The sequence below is a fragment of the Streptomyces endocoffeicus genome (genome assembly GCF_016741935.1).
Taxonomy (GTDB): Bacteria; Actinomycetota; Actinomycetes; order Streptomycetales; family Streptomycetaceae; genus Streptomyces; species Streptomyces endocoffeicus.
The window spans coordinates 55,174-75,741 of the sequence record NZ_JAERRG010000002.1; the positions used below are offsets into that span (position 1 = coordinate 55,174).

19 protein-coding genes are annotated in these 20,568 nt (G+C 69.9%); 7 read left to right on the forward strand and 12 right to left on the reverse strand.

The window, feature by feature from the left end; translation table 11 throughout:
* Positions 1 to 70: 70 nt before the first annotated feature.
* The 3 genes from JK364_RS08210 to JK364_RS08220 are packed head-to-tail and all read right to left on the reverse strand — an operon-like array spanning position 71 to position 3,369.
* Positions 71 to 985 carry a carbohydrate ABC transporter permease gene (locus JK364_RS08210; protein ID WP_201849094.1) on the reverse strand — a complete coding sequence of 305 codons (915 nt, stop codon included), beginning with the start codon at positions 983 to 985 and terminating at the stop codon, positions 71 to 73.
* Positions 986 to 1,002: 17 nt separating this feature from the next.
* The gene (locus JK364_RS08215) at positions 1,003 to 2,028 is read right to left on the reverse strand and encodes a carbohydrate ABC transporter permease (RefSeq protein WP_201849095.1); all 1,026 of its coding nucleotides are present in this window, start codon (positions 2,026 to 2,028) and stop codon (positions 1,003 to 1,005) included.
* Positions 2,029 to 2,034: 6 nt separating this feature from the next.
* Positions 2,035 to 3,369: an ABC transporter substrate-binding protein gene (locus tag JK364_RS08220; protein ID WP_201849096.1), complete on the reverse strand. Its 1,335-nt coding sequence runs from the start codon at positions 3,367 to 3,369 to the stop codon at positions 2,035 to 2,037.
* 280 nt (positions 3,370 to 3,649) lie between these two features.
* Here JK364_RS08220 and JK364_RS08225 point away from each other — a divergent pair, with 280 nt between their 5' ends.
* Entirely contained in the window at positions 3,650 to 4,696 is a 1,047-nt protein-coding gene (locus JK364_RS08225) for a LacI family DNA-binding transcriptional regulator (RefSeq protein ID WP_201849097.1), read from the forward strand.
* 94 nt (positions 4,697 to 4,790) lie between these two features.
* Here JK364_RS08225 and JK364_RS08230 read toward each other — a convergent pair whose 3' ends face one another.
* Both JK364_RS08230 and JK364_RS08235 read right to left on the reverse strand, forming a co-directional pair.
* Positions 4,791 to 6,158, reverse strand: a complete 1,368-nt coding sequence (locus tag JK364_RS08230; protein WP_201849098.1) for a glycoside hydrolase family 6 protein — start codon at positions 6,156 to 6,158, stop codon at positions 4,791 to 4,793.
* On the reverse strand, positions 6,155 to 7,321 hold the full coding sequence (locus tag JK364_RS08235; protein WP_201849099.1) for a glycoside hydrolase family 5 protein: 1,167 nt from the start codon (positions 7,319 to 7,321) through the stop codon (positions 6,155 to 6,157). Before JK364_RS08235 ends, JK364_RS08230 begins: the two co-directional genes overlap by 4 nt.
* A 299-nt stretch (positions 7,322 to 7,620) precedes the next feature.
* Here JK364_RS08235 and JK364_RS08240 point away from each other — a divergent pair, with 299 nt between their 5' ends.
* Entirely contained in the window at positions 7,621 to 10,512 is a 2,892-nt protein-coding gene (locus JK364_RS08240; protein ID WP_201849786.1) for a glycoside hydrolase family 48 protein, read from the forward strand.
* A 3-nt stretch (positions 10,513 to 10,515) separates the two neighbouring features.
* On the opposite strand, the gene JK364_RS08245 is transcribed toward JK364_RS08240, so the two are convergent.
* The 4 genes from JK364_RS08245 to JK364_RS08260 form a co-directional block, all read right to left on the reverse strand.
* Positions 10,516 to 11,499, reverse strand: a complete 984-nt coding sequence (locus JK364_RS08245; protein ID WP_201849101.1) for a glycosyltransferase family 2 protein — start codon at positions 11,497 to 11,499, stop codon at positions 10,516 to 10,518.
* On the reverse strand, positions 11,496 to 11,870 hold the full coding sequence (locus tag JK364_RS08250) for a hypothetical protein (protein ID WP_201849102.1): 375 nt from the start codon (positions 11,868 to 11,870) through the stop codon (positions 11,496 to 11,498). Before JK364_RS08250 ends, JK364_RS08245 begins: the two co-directional genes overlap by 4 nt.
* Before the next feature lie 91 nt (positions 11,871 to 11,961).
* Complete coding sequence (locus tag JK364_RS08255) at positions 11,962 to 14,448, reverse strand: glycosyltransferase (protein ID WP_201849104.1); 2,487 nt, start codon at positions 14,446 to 14,448, stop codon at positions 11,962 to 11,964.
* An 83-nt stretch (positions 14,449 to 14,531) separates the two neighbouring features.
* Positions 14,532 to 16,118 (reverse strand): N,N-dimethylformamidase beta subunit family domain-containing protein, encoded by a 1,587-nt coding sequence (locus JK364_RS08260; protein WP_307841191.1) that lies wholly within the window; start codon positions 16,116 to 16,118, stop codon positions 14,532 to 14,534.
* Positions 16,119 to 16,326: 208 nt separating this feature from the next.
* Here JK364_RS08260 and JK364_RS08265 point away from each other — a divergent pair, with 208 nt between their 5' ends.
* Positions 16,327 to 16,599, forward strand: coding sequence for a hypothetical protein (locus JK364_RS08265; protein WP_201849106.1), 273 nt, complete (start codon positions 16,327 to 16,329; stop codon positions 16,597 to 16,599).
* Here JK364_RS08265 and JK364_RS08270 read toward each other — a convergent pair.
* Entirely contained in the window at positions 16,596 to 17,246 is a 651-nt protein-coding gene (locus JK364_RS08270; protein ID WP_307841192.1) for a hypothetical protein, read from the reverse strand. The genes JK364_RS08265 and JK364_RS08270 overlap by 4 nt on opposite strands.
* A 145-nt stretch (positions 17,247 to 17,391) precedes the next feature.
* Between JK364_RS08270 and JK364_RS08275 the strand changes: the two genes are divergently transcribed.
* Entirely contained in the window at positions 17,392 to 18,171 is a 780-nt protein-coding gene (locus tag JK364_RS08275) for a Clp protease N-terminal domain-containing protein (protein ID WP_201849110.1), read from the forward strand.
* Here the strand turns inward: JK364_RS08275 and JK364_RS55130 are convergent.
* Positions 18,149 to 18,589, reverse strand: coding sequence for an STAS domain-containing protein (locus JK364_RS55130; protein WP_307841193.1), 441 nt, complete (start codon positions 18,587 to 18,589; stop codon positions 18,149 to 18,151). The two genes, JK364_RS08275 and JK364_RS55130, sit on opposite strands and share 23 nt — an antisense overlap.
* A 108-nt stretch (positions 18,590 to 18,697) precedes the next feature.
* Between JK364_RS55130 and JK364_RS08285 the strand changes: the two genes are divergently transcribed.
* Both JK364_RS08285 and JK364_RS08290 read left to right on the forward strand, forming a co-directional pair.
* A complete protein-coding gene (locus JK364_RS08285; RefSeq protein WP_201849112.1) occupies positions 18,698 to 19,099 on the forward strand; it encodes a helix-turn-helix transcriptional regulator in 402 nt (133 codons plus the stop codon).
* Between the two features lie 35 nt (positions 19,100 to 19,134).
* Positions 19,135 to 19,512 (forward strand): MerR family transcriptional regulator, encoded by a 378-nt coding sequence (locus tag JK364_RS08290; RefSeq protein ID WP_201849114.1) that lies wholly within the window; start codon positions 19,135 to 19,137, stop codon positions 19,510 to 19,512.
* A gap of 50 nt (positions 19,513 to 19,562) precedes the next feature.
* On the opposite strand, the gene JK364_RS08295 is transcribed toward JK364_RS08290, so the two are convergent.
* Entirely contained in the window at positions 19,563 to 19,826 is a 264-nt protein-coding gene (locus tag JK364_RS08295) for an alpha/beta hydrolase (RefSeq protein ID WP_230991620.1), read from the reverse strand.
* A gap of 107 nt (positions 19,827 to 19,933) precedes the next feature.
* On the opposite strand from JK364_RS08295, the gene JK364_RS08300 reads away from it, so the two are divergent.
* A complete protein-coding gene (locus JK364_RS08300) occupies positions 19,934 to 20,473 on the forward strand; it encodes a hypothetical protein (protein WP_201849116.1) in 540 nt (179 codons plus the stop codon).
* The last annotated feature ends 95 nt before the right edge of the window (positions 20,474 to 20,568 follow it).

Here is a 20,568-nt window from a genome sequence, read left to right on the forward strand (position 1 = left end):
GCGCTCCCATTCGAGGTCGTGGGGAGGGGAGGAAACGGGGAGGGAGGACGGAACGGTGGTCGCGGGCCGCTCAGCCCTTGACCGCGCCCTGCATGATGCCCCCCACAATCTGCTTGCCGAAGAGGACGAAGGCGATCAGCAGCGGCAGGGTGCCCAGCAGCGCCCCCGCCATGATCAGTGATTGATCCGGGGTGTATCCACGGCTCAGACCGGTCAGTGCCACCTGCATGGTCGGGTTGCCGTTCTGGGTGAGCGCGATGAACGGCCAGAAGAAGTCGTTCCACGATTGGACGAAGGTGAGCATCCCCAGCACCGCCATCGCCGGGCGCGCCGCCGGGAAGACGACATGCCAGATGATCCGCAAGCTGCTCGCGCCGTCCATCCGCGCCGCCTCGATCAGCTCGGTCGGCAGCGCCTGGGAGAGGTACTGCCGCATGAAGAAGACCCCGAAGGCGCTGACGAGCGTCGGCACGATGACCGCCTGGAGCTGGTCGGTCCACTCCAGCTTGGCCACCATCATGTACAGCGGCACCACGCTGAGCTGGGGCGGCACCATCATCGTCCCGATGGTGAGCATCAGCAGGATGTTCTTGAAGCGGAAGCGCAGCTTGGCGAAGGCGAAGCCCGCGATGGTCGAGAACAGCACGGTCGACGCCGCGACCGTGCCCGCCACCACCGTCGTGTTGAGCAGCGCGGTGCCCATGTTGGCGCCGTTCCACGCCTTGTCCAGGTTGTTGAAGAGGTTGCCGCCGAACCACAGGGGAGGGGGTGTCTGGGCCAGCCGGGTGTTGGTGCGGGAGGCGGCGATGGCGGTCCACACCAGCGGGAAGAGCGAGCCGACGGTGAACAGGATCAGCACGGCGTAGGTGATCTTGCCCCCGTGCAGCTGCCTGCCCGCTCGGTTGCGGCCCTTTCCGCCCCCTGGAGCGGTGCGCGCGGAAGCTGCCGGATCGAGTGTCTGCCGGGAAGAGACAGTGGCGCTCATGGTTCTCCTCGTCTCCCTCACTGGCTCTTTCGCAGCCGTCGCGCGAACAGCGCGTTGGCCGCGGCGATCAGCAGCAGGATCAGGAACATCGTCCAGGCGATGGCGGAGGCCCGGCCGAGGTGCAGGTTCACCCAGCCCTGCTCGTACATGTACAGGCCGAGCGTCTGGTACTGGTGATCGGCGCCGCCGGTGGCCGTCCCCGCGGTGTTGAACAGCAGCGGCTCACCGAAGAGCTGGGTGGCCCCGATCGTGGAGACGACGACCGTGAAGAGGATGGTGGGCCGCAGCGACGGGACGGTGACATGCAGGAACTGCTTCCAGCGCGAGGCCCCGTCCAGCGCCGCCGACTCGTACAGATCGTTCGGCACGGCCTGCATGGCGGCCAGGTAGATCAGCGCGTTGTAACCGGTCCACCGCCAGATGACGATCGTGGAGACCGCGATCTGCGAGGTCCAGGTGCCGTTCTGCCAGTCGATGCCGTCCAGCCCGACCAGCCCCAGGGACCAGTTGACCATGCCGTAGTCGCGCCCGAAGAGCAGCGCGAACACCAGCGTGGCGGCGGCGACGGAGGTGGCGTACGGGGTGAGGATCGCCACCCGGAAGAACATCGAGGCGCGCAGCCGGTAGTTGAGCAGATGCGCGATCCCGAGGGCCATCACCAACTGGGGAACGGTGGAGATCACCCCGATGGTGAAGGTGTTCCGCAGCGCCTTCCAGAAGAATTCGTCTTCCCACAGCCTGGAGAAGTTGTGCCACCCCGCCCACTCCATATGGGTGGGGTCGGTGAGCTCCACTTGGTGCAGCGAGGCCCACCCCGTGTAGAGGAGGGGGAAGAGGCCGAAGGCGGCGAAGAAGACGAAGAAGGGGGCGACGAAGGCGTACGGGCTCCATCGCACATCCCAGCGGTAGCGGCGGCTGCGCCGGTCGCGACGCCGCTGCTCGGCCGGGTCGGGCGCCGGCGCGGTCGCGGCGCGCGGGGCCGCGCCCCCCTGCCCTGCGGGGGGCGCGGCCGTATCAGGGGTGAAACCGGAAGGTGCGGTCATGTCCGGTCACTGGTCCAGCGCGTTGTCGTTCGTCTTGATCGCGGCCTTCCAGCCCTCGTCGGCGGATTTGCCCTGCTGCTCGACCTGGAGCAGGCCGACATCGGTGAAGTTCTGCTTGATGACGGCGTCCTTCGGGCCCAGGACCTGCGTCGGACTGTCCTTCGCGGCCTGGGAGAAGATCTTGCCGATGGGCGCGTTGTCGAAGTACGGGAGCTTGGCGTCGGCCACCTGGGGCAGGTCGTACGCGGTCTGGGCGCTGGGGAAGCTCGCCTGCTTCTCGAAGAGCTTGGCCTGCTGCTCGGGCGCGGTCAGCCAGGTGGCGAGCTTGACCGCCTCGTCCTTGTTCTTCGCCGCCTGCGGCACGGAGAGGAAGGAACCGCCCCAGTTGGCGGGCCGGGGGGCGTCGGCCACGTCCCACTTGCCCTTGTACTTGTCCCCGGCGTACTCCTTGATCTGGCCGAGCATCCAGGCCGGGCAGGAGACGGAGGCGAACTTGCCGTTGGCGAGCGCCTGCTGCCAGGGCTTGGTGAACTCCTGGAGCCCCGCGGAGAGTTTGGACGCGGACGCGTCGGTCGCCAGCTTCCACGCCTTCTTCACGGCCGGGCTGTCCTTGTAGATGGGCTTCCCGCTCTTGTCGTAGTAGACCTCCGAACCGCCGGAGACCGCCGCGTTGAACAGTCCGCCGGCCGAGTCCAGGAACGCGGCTCCGCCCGGTGCCTTCTTCGCGTAGTCCTTACCGGCGTCGAGGTACTTCTGCCAGTCGCCCGCCCAGAGCTTGGAGACCGCCTCACGGTCGGCCGGGAGTCCGGCCTGCTGGAAGAGGTCCTTGCGGTAGCAGATCGCCATCGGGCCCACGTCCGTGCCGAGGCCGATCGTCTTTCCGTCCTTGGCGGTGGCCTGCGCCCACTTCCAGTCGAGGAAGTTCTCTTTTTTGACGCCGTCCGCCTTCGAAAGATCAACGAACTTGTCGGCCTGGGTGGTGGTGACCTCATTGATGTTGCCCACCTCGACCGCCTGGATGTCGGCGAGCCCGCTGCCCGAGCCGAGGTGGGTGAGCAGCTGCGGGTAGTAGTTCGAGGCCGGGTCGATCACATTCTCTTCGATCTTGATATCCGGGTGCAGCTTTGTGTACTCGGCATAGAGCCCGGCCTGTTTGAAACCCATGACGCCGTACGTGCCGACGGTCACGACCGTCTTGCCGTTGCTGCTGCCGCCGCTGGACGAGTCGGCGGATCCGTCGTCGCCGTCATCGGCGCAGCCGCTGAGCAGCCCGGCTCCTAAAGCGGCGACGGCCGCGAGGACCACGGCTCTGCCGCGGTGACTACCAGTGTTCCTGCGCATTCCGTCCTCCTAGCGCCCCGCCCAACGGCTTCCCGCCAAAAAGTGGTGATACATGGCTCTTTGAGATGCATCGAGTCGGGTGGGCATCGTGCGGGTTGTGTATGACTCAGGTACGGTGGGAGCGCTCCCAGCTGTGATGTGTTGAAGGGTCGCGGCTCCTCGCTGGGGTGTCAAGGGAGTGCGCGAAACAACTTCCCGAAACCACACTGCTGTTGAATGTCCACGCAGCCGCCCATTTGGGGGGTTGGAGCTGCTGGGCATGGACGGCTGGAGGCGCGATATGGCAGGAACGCGGCGGCATGGCGCGGGGCGGGGACGGCCGACGCTCGAGGAGGTGGCGGCCCGCGCCGGAGTCGGCCGCGGCACCGTCTCCCGGGTGATCAACGGTTCGCCCCGGGTCAGCGACCGCACCCGCACGGCCGTCGAGCAGGCCGTCGCCGAACTCGGCTATGTGCCGAACCGGGTGGCCCGCGCCCTCGCCGCCAACCGTGCCGACGCCGTCGCCCTGGTCATCCCCGAGCCCGAGACCCGGCTCTTCGCCGAACCGTACTTCTCCGACATCATCCGCGGTGTCGGCGCCGAACTCGCCGACACCGATCTCCAGCTGCTGCTCACCCTCATCCGCACCCCCAAGGAACGGCAGCGGCTCGCCGACTACCTCTCCGCGCACCGGGTCGACGGGGTGCTGCTGGTCTCCGTCCACGCGGACGACCCGCTGCCGGATCTGCTGGAGCGGATCGAGATGCCCGCGGTGCTCAGCGGCCGCCGTTCGGCGCACGAAACCGTCCCGTACGTCGACTCGGACAACACCGGCGGCGCCCAGTCCGCCGTGGAGCACCTCATCGGCCGCGGCCGCGAGACGGTCGCCACCATCACCGGCCCGCTGGACATGTATGTCGCGCAGTGCCGCCTGGAGGGCTACGGCGCCGCGGTCCGGGCGGCGGGCCGGGAGGTGGAGGCGGAGCTGGTGGCCTCCGCGGACTTCACCGAGGAGGGCGGCCGCCGGGCGATGCGGCAACTGCTGAGCCAGCGCCCGGACCTGGACGGGGTCTTCGCCGCCTCGGACGTGATGGCCGCGGGCGCCCGCCAGGTGCTGCGCGAGAACGGGCGCGGCGTCCCGGACGACGTGGCGCTGGTCGGCTTCGAGGACTCGGCCGTCGCCCGCCATATGGACCCTCCGCTCACGAGCGTCCGGCAGGCCACGGAGGAGATGGGCCGGGCGATGGTGCGGGTGCTGCTGGAGGAGATCGCGGGACGCTCGGACCGCACGGCCAAGCGACCGCAGATGGTGCTGCCGACGCAGCTGGTACGGAGAGAGTCCTCCTGAGGCAGCAATGGGTGTGGGGCCGGTGGTCGCGAAACGCGTCCACCGGCCCCACTTCAGGGGACGGGTTGTGCGATTACGGCGCCGGTCAGGCGGATTACAGCGCCGGATAGGCGTTCTTCAGCAGCTCCTGGAACTGGGCCGAGAACCAGTGGCCCGACAGCGGGGCGTTCGCCAGCGCGCCCGACATGTTGTTGCCGTTGCGCGGGTTGCCGGTGTACGTCGGGTCGCACATCCGGTCGAAGCCCTTGCCCTCGTCGTTCGGGATCGAGGAGCTCGAGCCGTCCGACTCGCCCGGGGGCTTCATCCATACGTACGCGTCGATCCCGGACGCGGGTGCCGCCTTGGGCCGCTCACCGAGCCCGGCGCCGGACTGGTTGCACCAGTTGCCGATGTGGATCCGGCGGTCGTAGCGCCCGCCGTTGATGTACGTGTCCACGTCCGACTTCGCGCCGGGGCCGCCGGGCCGGGCCGAGCCGCCCCAGCCGTTGCGGGAGGTGTCGATCAGCGCGCCGACGTTGCTCGGGAAGCCGACGTTGACCAGTTCCTGGCGGAACGCCTGGGCGAAGGAGAGCTCGTCCACGTACCGGTTCCAGTCCACCCACTTCGACTGGCGCACGGAGGTGCCGTTGACCGAGTCGTTGATGGTGAAGTTGTTCTCCTTCAGCGCGCTGTAGTTGGCCGTGTTGACGATGATCCCGGCCACCTTGTCGACCGTGCTGCCCTCGGCCGTCGCCGCCTGCTTCAGCACCTGCGCGGTGGCGTTGAAGTTGTCGTCCCAGCCGATCCAGCCGTGGTGGCCGGCGTCCACGTAGTTGTAGACGTTGCCGATGGCGCCCAGCTTGTTCAGGGCGTAGCCGACGCCCTTCACATAGTTGCCGTTGGCCTTCATCGTGTCGCACTGCGGGGTCGCGGTGGGACGGCCGCCGGTGTTGGTGACCAGGTTGGGCAGCGAGTCGATCTCGATCGTGGTGACGATCCGCAGATTGGAGTTGGCGTACTTCGACTCGGAGAGGATCGCCGCGATCGGGTCGATGAACTGCGTCTTGTACTTGTCGATCTCGGTCGGGCCGAGCTCGCCGTTGGACGCCAGCGCGGCGCAGTCACGGCCGGGCAGGTCGTAGACCACTAACTGGACGACGGTCGGGCTGCCGCTCGACTGCTGCAGCGCCCGGTCGAGGTGGGCGCGCAGCCCCATCGCGCCGCTCGTGCCGTTGATCGCGGCGATCCGGTCCAGCCAGATGCCGGTCGGCTGGTTGGAGATCTTGCTGCCGCCGGGTTCGGCGGCGGCCTTCGCCGACCAGTCGGGGTTCACGTACACCTTGGCGCCCGAGTACGGGTTGTCGACCTTCGCGGCGGCCGCCCTGCCGCTGTCCACCTGGGCGGACGCCACGCCGGTCAGCGCCCCCATGGTCAGCGCGGAGGCGGCGAGCAGGGTGCCCGCCCTTCGGATTCTGCGGCTCATTGGATTCCCTTCAGGTGATCGCGGAGTCCCACGCCGTAGTTGGTCGGCGTGCCGTTGTAATCGCTGATCAGGGACGGGCCCGAGGAACAGTCCCAGGTGTTCCAGGTCCACCCCAGATACGAGGTGCCCTTGGCGTCCAGCCAGGCCATGACCCGGTCGACATAGCCGTGGGAGCAGGTGTTCTCGCCGATCTCGCCCGCCACGAACGGGACCTGGGCGATGACCGGGGCGAGCTGTTCGTTGAAACAGCTCTCGTTGGCGCAGGTGTTGAAGTTGTACGTGTGCCAGGCGGCGGCGAGATTGCCCGCCGGGTCGTTCGGCTTGTACGTCAGCCACTGGCGCAGATCGTTGGAGTAGGCGATGCCGGGGATCAGCACCAGGTTCCTGGCGCCGGTGGCCCGTACGGCGTTCAGCAGGGTCTGCATCCCGGCGACCTGGAAGTCGATCCCGGGGCAGCTCCCGCCGTCGCGCCAGCACTTCCACGCCGCCGTCAGGTCGGAGGTGGCGCGGTCCGGGAACGGCTCGTTGAACAGGTCGAAGACCACGGCCTGGTCGCCTTTGAAGGTCTGGGCGACCGAGGTCCAGAAGGCCGGGGTGTACTGGGCGTCCGGCATCGGCTTCTGGCAGGTGGCGTACTCGGTGTCGGCGCAGTGGCTGTCCCCGCCGGTGTATCTGCCGTGGCTCCAGTGGAGTTCGACGATGGGCGTGATGCCACGGGCCTCCAGCCGGGCGACGAGTGCCTTGACGGCCGCGATGTAGTTGGCCCCTCCGTAGGCCGCGTTGATGTGGGAAAGACCCAGCCAGCACTCCTCGTTGAGCGGGATCCGGACCGCGTTGACCTTCCAGTCGGCGATGGCCTTGACGGCCGCGTCGTCCACGGGGCCGTCGAAGATGCCACGCCCCTGGACGCACATGAACTCACCGCCGGAGCGGTTGACGCCCAGCAGCCGCCGGGTGGCGCCGTTCTCGTCGACGAGCTTGTTGCCGGAGGCGCGGAGCTTGGGGGGTGCGGCGTTGGGCACGGTCACCGCTGGGGTGCTCGCGGCCGAAGCGGTCGTGGCCGGGCCGCTCGCCGCCGAGGCGGTGGCGGGCACCAAGGCGGTGCCCGCCACGGATAACACCGCGGCGGCCACCAAGGCATAAAGGCGCGGGGGTGCTCGCATGGAGCGACTCCTCGAGGTTCAAGCGCCGTTCGACGCGGCGCAGACTGCTGGAACCGCTCCCACTGGTTGAAGTGAAGGTAGCGCTCGACGGGCGCATGTCAACAGACCCCGTTCACGAATTATCGGTCGAAGGTGCCCGGCGACCCGCTGTTGTTCAAAGACTTGACACTCCTTCGGGCTGACACGAACCTTGGGAGCGCTCCCATTGGTTCGCACATCCCCCACCACCGCACGAACCGCGAGGAGGTCCCCCGATGCGCGTACAGCGTGGCTCGCCCTTATCCGGGGCACGACGACGGATGAGGCGGCTGGTGACCACCCTGGCCGCCGCCCTCTCGCTCCCCGTGGCCATGACCGCGGCGGGCGGCGCCGCCCCCGCGCACGCCGCGGCGGTCCAGTGCGGGGTCGACTACAAGACCAATGACTGGGGCTCCGGCTTCACCGCCGATCTCACCATCACCAACCCCGGCACCGACGCCATCGACGGCTGGACCCTGACGTACGACTACGCGGGCAACCAGAAGCTCGGCAACGGCTGGAACGGCAGCTGGTCGCAGTCCGGCAAGACCGTCACCGTCACCAACGCCGGGCACAACGCGAAGATCGCGGCCGGGGGCAATGTCACCACCGGCGCCCAGTTCACCTACAGCGGCACCAACGCCGCCCCCACCTCCTTCGCCGTCAACGGCGTGGCCTGCCGGGGCGCCCATCAGCCGCCCATCGCGGTGCTGAGCAGCCCGTCACCCGGCGCCCTCTTCACCTCCGGCGGCACCGTCCCGATGACGGCCACGGCCGCGGCGGCCGACGGGGCGACGATCAGCAAGGTCGAGTTCTACAGCGACACCAAGCTCCTCGGCACCGACACCACCTCCCCGTACGCCTTCGACTACCAGGACGTCCCGGCGGGCGACTACTCGCTCTACGCCAAGGCGTACGACAGCCAGGGCGCCGCCGCCGAGTCCACCCCCGTCGGCATCCATGTGGCGGCCGGGCCCGCGCTGGTGGCCAGTCCCGGGCAGCTCGGGGTGCAGCAGGGCAAGACCGGGACGTTCGGCGTGAAGCTGTCCACCAAGCCGTCCGGAGACGTCACGGTCTCCGTCGCCCGCACCTCGGGCAACACCGGGCTGACGGTCTCCTCGGGCGCCGCCCTCACCTTCACCCCCGCCAACTGGGACACCGCCCAGCAGGTGACCGTCGCCGCCGCGAACTCCGGCACCGGCGCCGCGACCTTCACCGCGACCGCCGCCGGCCACACCAGGGCCGAGGTCACCGTCACCCAGCTGGCCGCCGCGAAGGTCTACGACGCCCGCTTCCTGGACCTCTACAACAAGATCACCACACCCTCGGCGGGCTACTTCTCGCCCGAGGGCGTTCCGTACCACTCGGTGGAGACCCTGATCGTCGAGGCCCCCGACCACGGCCATGAGACGACCTCCGAGGCGTACAGCTATCTGATCTGGCTCCAGGCGATGTACGGCAAGGTCACGGGGGACTGGTCCAAGTTCAACAACGCGTGGGACCTCATGGAGAAGTACATGATCCCCACCCACGCCGACCAGCCCACCAACAGCTTCTACAACGCCTCCAAGCCGGCCACCTACGCGCCCGAGTGGGACCAGCCCTCCCAGTACCCCTCGCAGCTCAACGGCAATGTCCCGGTCGGCAACGACCCCATCGCCGCCGAGCTGAAGAGCGCGTACGGCACCGATGACATCTACGGCATGCACTGGATCCAGGACGTCGACAACGTCTACGGCTACGGCAACGCGCCCGGCAAGTGCGAGGCGGGCCCGAGCGACACCGGCCCCAGCTATGTCAACACCTTCCAGCGCGGTCCGCAGGAGTCCGTCTGGGAGACCGTGACCCAGCCCACCTGCGACAGCTTCAAGTACGGCGGCAAGAACGGCTATCTGGACCTGTTCACCGGCGACGCCGCGTACGCCAAGCAGTGGAAGTTCACCAACGCCCCCGACGCCGACGCCCGGGTCGTCCAGGCCGCCTACTGGGCCTCGGAGTGGGCCAAGGCGCAGGGCAAGGGCGGCCAGATCTCCGGCAACATCGCCAAGGCCGCCAAGATGGGCGACTATCTGCGCTACGCGATGTACGACAAGTACTTCAAGAAGGTCGGCAACTGTGTCGGGGAGACCACCTGCCCGGCCGGGAGCGGCAAGAACAGCTCCCACTACCTGCTGTCCTGGTACTACGCCTGGGGCGGCGCCACCGACACCTCCGCGGGCTGGTCCTGGCGCATCGGCTCCAGCCACGCCCACGGCGGCTACCAGAACCCCATGGCGGCCTGGGCCCTGAGCTCGTACGCCGACCTCAAACCCAAGTCCGCGACGGGCGCGAGCGACTGGTCCACCAGCCTCAAGCGCCAGCTGGAGTTCTACCGCTGGCTGCAGTCGAGCGAGGGCGCCATCGCGGGCGGCGCCACCAACAGCTGGCAGGGCCGCTACGCCACGCCGCCGTCGGGCAGCTCCACCTTCTACGGCATGTACTACGACGAGAAGCCGGTCTACCACGACCCGCCGTCCAACCAGTGGTTCGGCTTCCAGGCGTGGTCCATGGAGCGCGTCGCGGAGTACTACAACCGCACCGGTGACGCCTCCGCGAAGACGGTCCTGGACAAGTGGGTGAAGTGGGCGCTGTCCAAGACCACCGTCAACGCGGGCGGCACCTACCAGATCCCGTCCACCCTCCAGTGGTCCGGCCGGCCCGACACCTGGAACGCCTCCAGCCCCGGCGCCAACGCGAACCTGCACGTCACCGTCGCCGATTACACCAATGACGTCGGCGTGGCGGCCGCGTACGCCAAGACCCTGTCCTACTACGCCGCCAAGTCCGGCGACACCAAGGCCAGGGACACCGCGAAGGCGCTGCTGGACGGCATGTGGAACAACTACCAGGACGCCCTCGGCATCGCGGTCCCCGAGACCCGCGCCGACTACAACCGCTTCGACGACCCGGTCTACGTCCCCAGCGGCTGGACCGGGACCATGCCGAACGGCGACAAGATCGACTCCAACTCCACCTTCATGTCGATCCGCTCCTTCTACAAGAACGACCCGGCCTGGTCGAAGGTCGAGGCGTATCTGAAGGGCGGCGCGGTGCCCAGCTTCACGTACCACCGGTTCTGGGCCCAGGCGGACATCGCGCTGGCGATGGGGTCGTACGCGGACCTCTTCGAATAGCGGCTACGGCACCGTGGCGGGGCTCCCGGCCCCGGGAGCCCCGCCACGGTGTCCGGTCAGCGCCGCCTCCAGCCGCTGGATGTAGCGGTGCTGGAGGCGGGCGGTGCGCTGGAGCGAGAGCACCGACCGCAGGAACTGGTCCATATCGGCGGCCCGGGTGAGGATGTCGTCCGGCACCCGCTCGTCGGCCTGCCCCCGGGGTTCGAGTACCGCGTGCGCCCAGGCACGGGTGACCGGTTTGAACATCCCCGGGTGGTTGGCCACGATCCGCGCCCGTACCGCCAGGTCGTTCTCGGCCGCCTCCACATGCAGTCCGTCGTCCTTGTTGCGCGCGCCGAACAGCGGTTCGTGGAGGTGATGGGCGGTGAAGCCGTGCTCGGCGCAGGCGATCCAGAAGTCCCAGTCCTCGCCGGTGCGCATGGACTCGTCGTAGCCGCCGGCCGTCTCCCACACCTCGCGGCGGTAGAGCGAGCAGTAGAACATGATCAGTCGCTGGAGGAGCAGTTCCGGTCGGTACGCGGGCAACTCCAGCACCTGGGCGGGCAGGTCCTCATCGTCGGTGAACGCCGAGACATCGGTGGAGACGATCGCGATGTCCGGGTCCTGGTCCAGCACGGCGACGGTCTTCTCCAGCATCGTCGGCGCGATGACGTCGTCGGCGTCCAGCGGCAGCACATAGCGCCCACCGGTGGCCGCGATACCCGCGTTACGGGCAGCCGAGACCCCCGCGTTGGCCTGCCTCAGCAGATGGATCCGCCGGCCGGGGTGCCGGGCGATCAGCGACCGGGCCACCTCCGCGGTGTCGTCCGGGCTGCCGTCGTCCACGATCATCAGCTCCCAGTCGTCGTACGTCTGGGCCACCACGCCGGCCACGGCCTGCGGCAGATAGCGGCCGTAGCCGTGGCAGGGGATCACCACCGAGACCGCGGCCCCCGGGAGAACCGCCTCCCGGGGGCCGCGGCCCGGATCGGCCGCGGGCGGCGTCATCGGACTCCGAAGGGGGATGAATCCTGGGTTGAACGGGTGTCGACGGCGATGTTGGCGCATTTTGAGGAATCGCCGGTCATCGGCATGATGACCACATTGGCGGCGCTGCCGGCGCCGGAGACATCACACTGGTTCTTCTGCACCACGCTCTTCGGGTCGCCGAAGACACGCGCGAAGTCGAGACAGCCGGTGCCTGCGCCGACCGCCGCGACCGGCGAGTTGGCCGCGCTGTCGCAGGCGTCGCGCTGCTGGACGCCGCTGCCGGGAACGCCCGGTGCGCCGGGAGCGAGCGCGGTGGCGTCGACACCGCCGCCGAAGGCGACCGCACCGGCGGTCGCCGTCACCAGGGCGGCAGTTTTACCGATGTTCATCAAAAGCCTCCTCGTGGAACTTCCGCGGAGACACCCGCGGGCATCTGCCCAACGAGCCCGGAGGGGGGAGGCTTCGGAAGCGCGTACGGCTTCACCTGTCCGGAGCAGCGCACTCCGACTCCGCCGCCGGATCCGGCTCCGAACGCGGAAGGTGCGGAAGGTTCGGAAGGTACGGACGGCGCGGATGAACCAGCTCCAGCGCGGGCAGCGCCCAGCACTCCGTCCCCATATCGTGCGCGAGTGCCGCCAGCCCCTCGGTCTCGATGAGCCGCCGGTACGGAACGGCCGGGAACACCAGGCCGTCGCGGTGCAGATCGGCGCGGACCAGCAGCCCCGCACCTCCGACGGAGTCCACCCGCACTCGCGCCCGGTCCCGCAGCTCGTCCAGGTAGGCGCGCCCGAACCCCTTGGGCGGCTGCAGGATTCCGTCCCGCAGCCACCGGTCCCAGTCCAGGGTCCCGGCGTCGGGCGTCAGGGCCCAGGTGTTGAGGTCGAAAGTGGGCCCGCCCGGCTCGGACACGCAGTGGGGGACGACGATGTCCTCGCCCGCGTCGAGCAGCCGCCGGACGAGATCGGGGGGACAGTCCGTCACATCGGCGTCGAGCCACAGGACCCAGCTCTCGTCCGCGAGCGCCCGGGCGAGCAGATGGTTGCGGACCCGGGCCAGCACCGAGCGTCGTGTGCGCTGGACGGAGGGCTCCCAGCGCGGCCCGGCCAGCCGCAGCCCGTAGTGCCGCCGTACGAGGGTGACGCGGGCGAACTCGGCGGTGAGCGCGGGCAGCGCGTCCTCCAGCAGCTCCCATGTGGCGTCCCGGCTGTCGCCCTCCAGCAGCCCGAGCGACAGCGCCTCCCGGGGGTGGTCCAGGGCGCGCAGGTTTTCCAGGTGGCGGGGGAGGAAGTCGGCGGCGTCCCTGACCGGGGTGAGGATCAGGACCGTGGGGCGCTCGGCCGGGACGGACGGCCGGGACCGGGCCCGGGGGACCGCCGCCCCCTCGCACCGCGCCGGAGTCCCCGCGCTCTCCTCCGCTCCCGCGTCCGGCGCGTGCTGCCGTTCGGGCTCCTCGTGCTCCGCGTGCACCAGGTCCGCCGGGGCCACCGGCAGCCGGGCCGCCAGCGCGCGTACCGCCGACGCGTAGTCACCGCCCGTCCAGAGCTGAGTCGCCGCGTCGAAGAGGCCCGCGAAGTGCGGTGCGTCGAAGGTGTTCGCGCCGTGGTGGACGTACGTGTACAGCTCGGGTGCGTCCACGGACGCCACCCGTCCCGTGCGCACCACCTGCTCCGCGACCGGGGTGTCCTCGCCGCGTCTCAGCGCCGGATAGCGCGGCAGCACCTCCTTCGCGCACACCATCGACCCTTCCCATACCCGTGTCCCCGAGACGGCGAGCATCCGGCGCGCGGGCCACCACAGCCGCTCCCGGGCCAGGAAGCACGCCGTGGCCCCGAGCCCCAGGAGTGCGGCCATCTGGACGTCCAGCCGCTCCGGGTCGTAGAGGTCGTCGTCGTCCCACTGGCACACGTACGGCCCGGTGGCCAGGTCGACCGCGGCATTCCGCAGATCGCCCAGCGGCCGTCCCTCCGGCGGCAGCCGGTGAAGCCGTACCCGTGGATCGGCGAGGGTGTGGACGTGCTGTTCCAGGGTGTCGTCCGTGCCGTCGTCCACGACGACCAACTCGGCGCGGGGGTAGGTCTGGGTGAGAAAGCAGCGGATCGCCCGTTCGGCGAGGCGTGGCCGGTCTCCGGTGACCATCAGGCAGGACACCAGCGGCGCGGGCGCACCCTCGGCCCACCGGGCGCGCTGGGCGTCGAGATCCAGCGTGCCCCGCGCGCACGGCCGCAGGTCCTGGCTGGTCCAGAAGGGGACCGTGCGCCCTTCCGAGACGCGGGGCGTGAAGGCCGCGTCGTGCGCCCAACTGCCCGACCAGTGGTGCACGGCGTGCGCCCGCTCCAAGTCCACCGTCCTCGGCCCCAACACCTCCGTGGCGTACGGGCTCGGCTTGGGGTACAGGACTTCCGGTCCGAGCACCGTGATCGTGCCGTCGTACGGGGTGCCGTCGAGCGCGCGCGTGAGGAAGAACGGCCCGGTCGCGTCCAGCGGGCTGGGCGCGGTGTGGGCGCCGACCAGTTCGCGGTGGACGTGCGCCCAGAAGGGATGGCCCGGCCGGGAGGCGAGAAACGCGTTGCCGACCACCCGGGGCAATCCGGCGCGCCGCGCGCACAGCAGCCGGGTGTGCTCCTCGGGTTCGAGGCCGAGGACCAGCTCGCGGCCTTCGAGCAGACCGTCCAGCGGGCGCAGGGCCTCGAAGTCGAGGTCGGCGTAGACGCCGCCGAAGTGGTCGAGCAGGAAGTACCGGACCGCGTCGGCCCGCATGATCGGCTCGGGATAGCCGTCGTAGACCGGCAGGAACCAGGGGTAATGCGCGGTGAGGAAGGCGCGGTTGTCGGCGTCCGTCCACAGCCGGTATTCCCACCCCGGATGGTGGCGGCGCCAGGACTCGGCCCAGCGCCGCCACACGGCGGGTACGTCCGCATCCTTCCATGTCTGGTGGATGACGCGCGGAATTCCCCTTTGCGTAGACATCCGCACAGTATGTCCGAAGGGTGGTGTCGATCGGTCCAGGGAGTACAACGGCTCCGGGAACAGCACCCGTTCGGGGTGTTTGGTCAGGCCGGGGTCGACGCACGGTACACGCTGCGCACGTTGTCCTCCGGCCGTGGCTTGTCCCGGCCGGCGGGCCCCGCCGCGAAGGCGCGCAGCAGATTCTCGGTGGTGCGGGTGACGAAGGCCCGGGTGCGGGCGTCCATCCCGTGGTCACGCCCGTTCTCGCGGGTCCCCGCCATCAGGGCCTCCACCCAGCGCATCGTCCCCGAGGCGAAGACCCCCGCCCCGCTCGCCACGGTGTAGTACGCGGAGTCCGAGTGGCTGTGCCGCCCCCGGCAGACCAGGGGGGAGTGGGCGATGATCCGCAGCGGCGCCGGAGTGGGATCGCCCGGGGTGACCCGGTCGTACTCCACACCCACCAGATGGTCGAAGGAGTCGCCGTCGTCCACCCCGGTCCCGGCGAACAGCCAGTGGCCGCTGTCCAGGACGACGTAGGGGGCGTCGGTCGGGTAGCCCTCGTAGAGGACGCCGGTCAGCGAGGACTCGGGATCGGGCGCCGGGGGCTGACGGAAGTCGGTGGTCGCCAGGTCGCGATGGTTCACCAGGTACGGGTCATCCCGGTAGGCGGTCTTGTAGCAGACCACGGTGCGCGCGGGGGCACCGCCGGGGCCGGGCTCCAGCCGGATCCGGCGGAAGCAGGTGTTGGCGCCGAGGAAGGCCAGATTGGTGCCGTCGTCCCGGGCCCGGGTCACGTACCGCCGCTGCTGCGGGGTCCAGTACTCGTCGTGACCGAGCGACAGGGCGGCCGTGGCGCCCTTGAGCACGGCCGGTCGCAGATGGACGTCCACGCCCGTGGTGTACGCGAGCGGAAGGCCCAGCCGTTCGGCGAGGACCACCAGGGCCCGCTCGTAGACCAGGAACTTCTCCGCCCCGTCGGCCGCGTACGGCCGGTCGAAGCTGACGGCCAGCGAGCGCGACCCGTACGCACCGTCCCGGCCCTGGTAGAGGCTGTAGCCGCCCCAGGTGTTGTACGCCTGCCAGGTGGCCGGTGCGTGCATCAGCAGGGTCCGGCCCCGCGCCTGCCGCGAGCGCACGATCAGCGGCACATAGCGCTGATGGCCGTTCGAGGCGTCCAGCCGCAGCAGATACGCGCCCTCCGGCCAGTTCCGGGCGCGGATGCGGAGCGAACGGTCCCAGTCGGCCCGCACCGTGCGGGTGGCGTCGAGGAACACGGGCGGGCCCTGCTTCCTGCCCTCCACCCGGCGCGACCGCCACACCAGCCGCGCCTGCGCCCCGCCGTACCAGCCGATCCGGTAGGCCGATACGCGGAAGGCGGGGGCGGTGGTCGACACATGGAGCCCGACCTCCTCGTCGGGCAGCACGCTCACCCGGTCGGTATAGCCCTCGATGGCGCCGGGCGGCCCCACCGAGCGGATGCGCCAGTCGGCACTGCCCGGCCGGGACCGCTCCGCCTCCTCCGCCCGGCGCGCGGCGTCGGCGCGCCGGGACGGGCGGGCGGGGTGGCCGTTCCGCTCGGCCGAGGAGTCGCAGCCCGTCGCGGCCGCCGCCGCGGCACCGGCCGCGGCGGCGGCCCCGAGGAAGCGGCGGCGGCCCAGCCCGCCGGATATACGGCCGTGATCTCCGTCCACCGGACCATCGTGGGGCGCGGGGCGGGGGCGGACGAGCCGGGAAGGCCCGAAGGAGTATCCGGCCGAGCGGTCCGGTGCCTCCGAGGCGCGGCGTCCGGTGTCTCCGAGGTGTGGCGCCTCCGAGGTGCGGTGTCTCCGAGGTGTGGCGCCTCCGAGGTCCGGTGTCTCCGAGGTGCGGCGGGAGGGCGCGGGGCGCAGCCTGGGACATATGACCGAATCCCAGGCGCCACGCATCCACCGGCCTCCGATCGTGGTGCTCGGCGTCCAGCAGAACGATCCCCCGTACCGTCTGGTCGAGATCGCCGGTGAGCTGGCGGGCAAGGCGCACTCGGTCCTGGACGTCATCGAGATCGCGCGGGAGGTCGGCCTGGACGACGTCGATCTGGACGATCCGGATGTGGTCCGGTGGGTGGGCGGCGACAAGTTCACCTGGACGTCGTTCTGGCCCCCGAACCGGGCGCACCGCGAACACCGGAGCTAGTGCCGTGACCGCGCAGGTCCGTCCGACGCGAGCGCGGTGACCCGGGCGGCCAGGTCCGACAAGGAGGGATCGCGCAGCACCGCGGCGCGTGCCAACCGGGCTACGTCGCCGGCCCAGTCGCCGGTCGCGAGGTCATCCTCGCCGATCCGGGCGAACCCGCGGTCCAGCAGGCCGCGGGCCTCGGCGTCCCGCTGCCGGGCCACCGCTTTGACCGCGCCGATGGCATTGGCGAGGGCACTGGCCGGCCGTGACCATTCACCCTCACGGGCTCGTGCCGCCGGATTCCCCACGTCATAGTGCGGGTCATCCGCGACCGACGCGGCCCGGACGTCCAGGTCGAGCCGCCAGAACAGCGGCGCCCCCGCGAAGCGGACGAACAGCGAACGGCGCCGGTCGGAGTGGTGGAAGTCCGGGTCACCGCGGACGCTCTCAACCGGCTGGACCTCGCCCAGCACATCGGCCACGCGGGCCAGGCAGTCCGGGAACCGCGCGTCCGGCACCACCCACCCGATATCGATGTCGCTGAAGGCGTCCGCGGTGCCTGACGCCAGCGAGCCCCTCAACTCCGCGGCCGAGCCGGGACAACACCTCCCCAACGCGAGGCACACCTCAGCGGCCAGGGCGGCACGATCGGTCTCTGCCAACACGACGCAAACCATAGTCCGGAGCACGAGTCCGGAGTCCGAGTCCGGAGTCCGAGTCCGGAGCCCGAGTCCGGAGCCCGGCCGCGCCGGGGGAATTCGGTGTCAACCCAACGTTGACACCCCTGGGGTGTCAACCTATGGTTGACGCATGACGAAACCAGCCGGACTCACCCATCCCGTACGCCTCGACGACCTGATCGAGGCCATCAAGAAGGTCCACCCCGACGCCCTCGACCAGCTCACCGACGCGGTGCTCGCCGCCGAGCACCTCGGCGAGGTGGCCGACCACCTCATCGGCCACTTCGTGGACCAGGCCCGCCGCTCCGGCGCCTCCTGGACCGACATCGGCAAGAGCATGGGGGTGACGCGGCAGGCCGCCCAGAAGCGCTTCGTCAACAAGGCGTCCGGCGAACCGTCGGACCTCGACCCGAGCCAGGGCTTCGGCCGTTACACACCGCGCGCCCGGAGCGTCGTGGTCGCCTCCCAGAACGAGGCCCGCGCCGCCACCAACGCCGAGATCCGCCCCGAGCACCTCATCCTCGGCCTCCTGGCCGAGGACGAGGGTCTGGCCGCCAAGGCGATCGTCGCCCAGGGCGTCCTCCTGGACGCCGTCCGCCAGGCCGCCACCGCCGCCCTCCCGCCCGCGGCCGACTCCATGCCCGCACTGGTCCCCTTCGACGCCGACGCGCGCAAGGTCCTCGAACTCACCTTCCGCGAGGCCCTGCGGCTGGGCCACAACTACATCGGCACCGAGCACATCCTCCTCGCCCTCCTCGAACACGAGGACGGCGCGGGCCTGTTGACCGACCTCGGGATCGACAAGGCCGCGTCCGCGGAGTTCATCGCCCAGGCGCTGACCCGCGTCGCCGAGGCCATCGAGGACGAGACCGCCAAGGGCGAGGCAGTCAAGGACGAGGGGAAGGGATAGCCGAGGGCCGGAACAGCCGTGCGGTGCCGGTCAGGCCGAGGACCCGGCTGACCGTGCGGCTGGGGGAGCGGACGATGACCGTCTTGCCGTGTGCGTGCGCCTCCCGGCGGAGCCTCAGCAGCGCGTTGAGCGCCGAGCAGTCCCAGAACCTCACCGCGCTCAGGTCGACGTCAACGCCCTCGGCGGAATCGCGGAGGGCGTTGCGCAGCTCGGCGGACATGGCGGGGGCGGTCTCGTAGTCCACCTCTCCGTTGACCAGGACAACCTTCCGGGGTCCCTCCGGGTAGCTGTCGGTGAGGAGGGTGGCCGAGGGGCGCGTCGGCGCCGAGCCGGCCGATATGCCCAGCGCCGCGCCGATCACGGGCCTGTACGGCGAGCGATGTCCAGGCTCGGGCACGGAGATGTCTCGTGCGTGCACCTGTCTGTCTCCCCTCGAGGTCGCCTCGCTGGCGTCACACGGCTTGCTATACACGAAGTCGGATTCATGTTTCCAGATGCGTTATTGTTTCGGCAATATCATGAGCCCATGGGAGGAGTGCCTGAATCGCACAGCGGATGGACGTTCTTGACCAACCACGCCCGCGTGCTGGCCGCGATCGCCGACGATCCGAACGTACGGATCCGCGACATCGCCGCGCACTGCAGGCTGACCGAGCGTGCCGTCCAAAAGATCATCGGCGACCTGGAGCAGGACGGATATCTGTCCCACACCCGTGAGGGGCGTACGAACACGTACCGCATCGAGCCGGGGAAGGTCCTGCGCCACCCCGCCGAGGCCGGGCTCCCAGTGGCCTCGCTCCTCTCCCTGCTCGTCGAGGACGAGGACCGCCGCAAACACGCGGATGGCCCCGTCGGCGACGGGAAGCCGACGGCGGATGAGGCTCCCGCCCAACCGCCCCCCGACTCCCGGGCGCCTCGACTACCCTGAAACGCATCCCTGACGTAGAGGCAGTAGGAGTCACGGTGCGTATCGGCGAACTCGCCGCCAAGGCCGGCGTCAGCGTACGAGCGCTGCGCTACTACGAGGAGCAGGGCCTGCTCACCTCGGACCGCAGCCCCAGCGGCCAGCGCCACTACGCGGACACCGCGGTCGACCGCGTCCTGTGGATCCAGTGCCTCTACGCGGCGGGCCTGTCGAGCAAGACCATCCGCGAATTCCTCCCCTGCGCGCACTCCGGCGTCGCCACCCCCGCCGGCATCGCCCGCCTGATCGCCGAACGCGACCGCATCAACGCCCAGATGGCCGACCTGGCCACGGCCCGCGATCACCTCGAGGAGGTCATCGCGGCGGCCAGCGGCACGATCGGAGGCGAAGTGAGCTGCCTCCCGCAGAGCGCCTGATCCGGCGCGGACCCTGGACGGTCAGTCGCCATCCGGTGCTCCGTTCGGTGTCAGATGGTCGCGGAAGAAGGCGGTGGCCGCCGCCGAGGCTCGGGCGAACTCGGTGGTGTACGGCGCGAAGTGCCCGCCCGGCTGTAGGCGGCGAGCCCGGTGTCGGTGAGGGTGACGGTGTCCTGCCGACCGACGATCATCAGCAGCGGTGTGGGGGAGACGCGGTCGATGAAGACGCCCGGCTCGTACATGCGGGCCTTGCGGGCGGAGCGCTGGTGGGTGGGACCGCTGTCGCCGGGTGTGCCGCCGGGTATGTCGTTCACACCTCCCACGGTGCACCGGCCCGTACGCACCCGCCAAACATCCACCAAAAGGCAGAGACGAAAGAGGCCGCTGCCACGCGCGGTGGGCAATCCGATAATTTGCTCGTGTGGACCAAGGGCTCGCCGCTGTGCTCGGTGCTTTCGTCGGGGTCGTCGGAACCAGCGCGACTGCCGTGCTCACGGGCCGGTACATGCGTCAACAGGCACGGGACCAGGCCCACATCGACCATGCGCGATGGCGGCGCGAGATCCGGCAAGAGACCTACGCGGCGACGCTCGTTCCCATCACCGAGGCACGCGCAGTCGCGCGAGAGGTATCCCGTGCTCTGGTCCGGGAGGACGCTGATGCCGAAGTGGGAAGCCTGTTGGGGCAGCTGAACGAATTGATCCAGACGATTCGGGCCTCATGCGCTCGTTTGTACTTGGAAGGCCCTGAAGAAGTAGCCAGGGCTGGGGACGCAGTCCTCAGGGCGCTGCGGGTCGTCGACAACAATCTGGTGACCTGGAAGCAGAGTCGGGCTTCGTCCCCCGAGTCTGTGGCCGAGCACATCGAGCGCCACACCCTGAAGGCTGCGGAGCTCGCCCACTCGGTTACTCGCTTCGCGCATGAGGCCAGCAAGGCGCTGGACGCCACGATCACCGCGTGACTGGCCGGGCGGGGAAGTCCAGGGGCAGGCACCGGCACCACACAGGCACCGGCACCTGACTGAGTGTCCAGTCGTACTGCCGGATCGCGGACACG

What these genes read in the sequence shown, in the direction of transcription:
- JK364_RS08250 (WP_201849102.1), bottom strand. Translation starts at nt 11,870, where the DNA reads ATGAACATCGGTAAAACTGCCGCCCTGGTGACGGCGACCGCCGGTGCG.
- JK364_RS08275 (WP_201849110.1), top strand. Translation starts at nt 17,392, where the DNA reads ATGACGAAACCAGCCGGACTCACCCATCCCGTACGCCTCGACGACCTG.
- JK364_RS08210 (WP_201849094.1), bottom strand. Translation starts at nt 985, where the DNA reads ATGAGCGCCACTGTCTCTTCCCGGCAGACACTCGATCCGGCAGCTTCC.
- JK364_RS08215 (WP_201849095.1), bottom strand. Translation starts at nt 2,028, where the DNA reads ATGACCGCACCTTCCGGTTTCACCCCTGATACGGCCGCGCCCCCCGCA.
- JK364_RS08285 (WP_201849112.1), top strand. Translation starts at nt 18,698, where the DNA reads ATGGGAGGAGTGCCTGAATCGCACAGCGGATGGACGTTCTTGACCAAC.
- JK364_RS08240 (WP_201849786.1), top strand. Translation starts at nt 7,621, where the DNA reads ATGAGGCGGCTGGTGACCACCCTGGCCGCCGCCCTCTCGCTCCCCGTG.
- JK364_RS08255 (WP_201849104.1), bottom strand. Translation starts at nt 14,448, where the DNA reads ATGTCTACGCAAAGGGGAATTCCGCGCGTCATCCACCAGACATGGAAG.
- JK364_RS08245 (WP_201849101.1), bottom strand. Translation starts at nt 11,499, where the DNA reads ATGACGCCGCCCGCGGCCGATCCGGGCCGCGGCCCCCGGGAGGCGGTT.
- JK364_RS08235 (WP_201849099.1), bottom strand. Translation starts at nt 7,321, where the DNA reads ATGCGAGCACCCCCGCGCCTTTATGCCTTGGTGGCCGCCGCGGTGTTA.
- JK364_RS08220 (WP_201849096.1), bottom strand. Translation starts at nt 3,369, where the DNA reads ATGCGCAGGAACACTGGTAGTCACCGCGGCAGAGCCGTGGTCCTCGCG.
- JK364_RS08230 (WP_201849098.1), bottom strand. Translation starts at nt 6,158, where the DNA reads ATGAGCCGCAGAATCCGAAGGGCGGGCACCCTGCTCGCCGCCTCCGCG.
- JK364_RS08265 (WP_201849106.1), top strand. Translation starts at nt 16,327, where the DNA reads ATGACCGAATCCCAGGCGCCACGCATCCACCGGCCTCCGATCGTGGTG.
- JK364_RS08225 (WP_201849097.1), top strand. Translation starts at nt 3,650, where the DNA reads ATGGCAGGAACGCGGCGGCATGGCGCGGGGCGGGGACGGCCGACGCTC.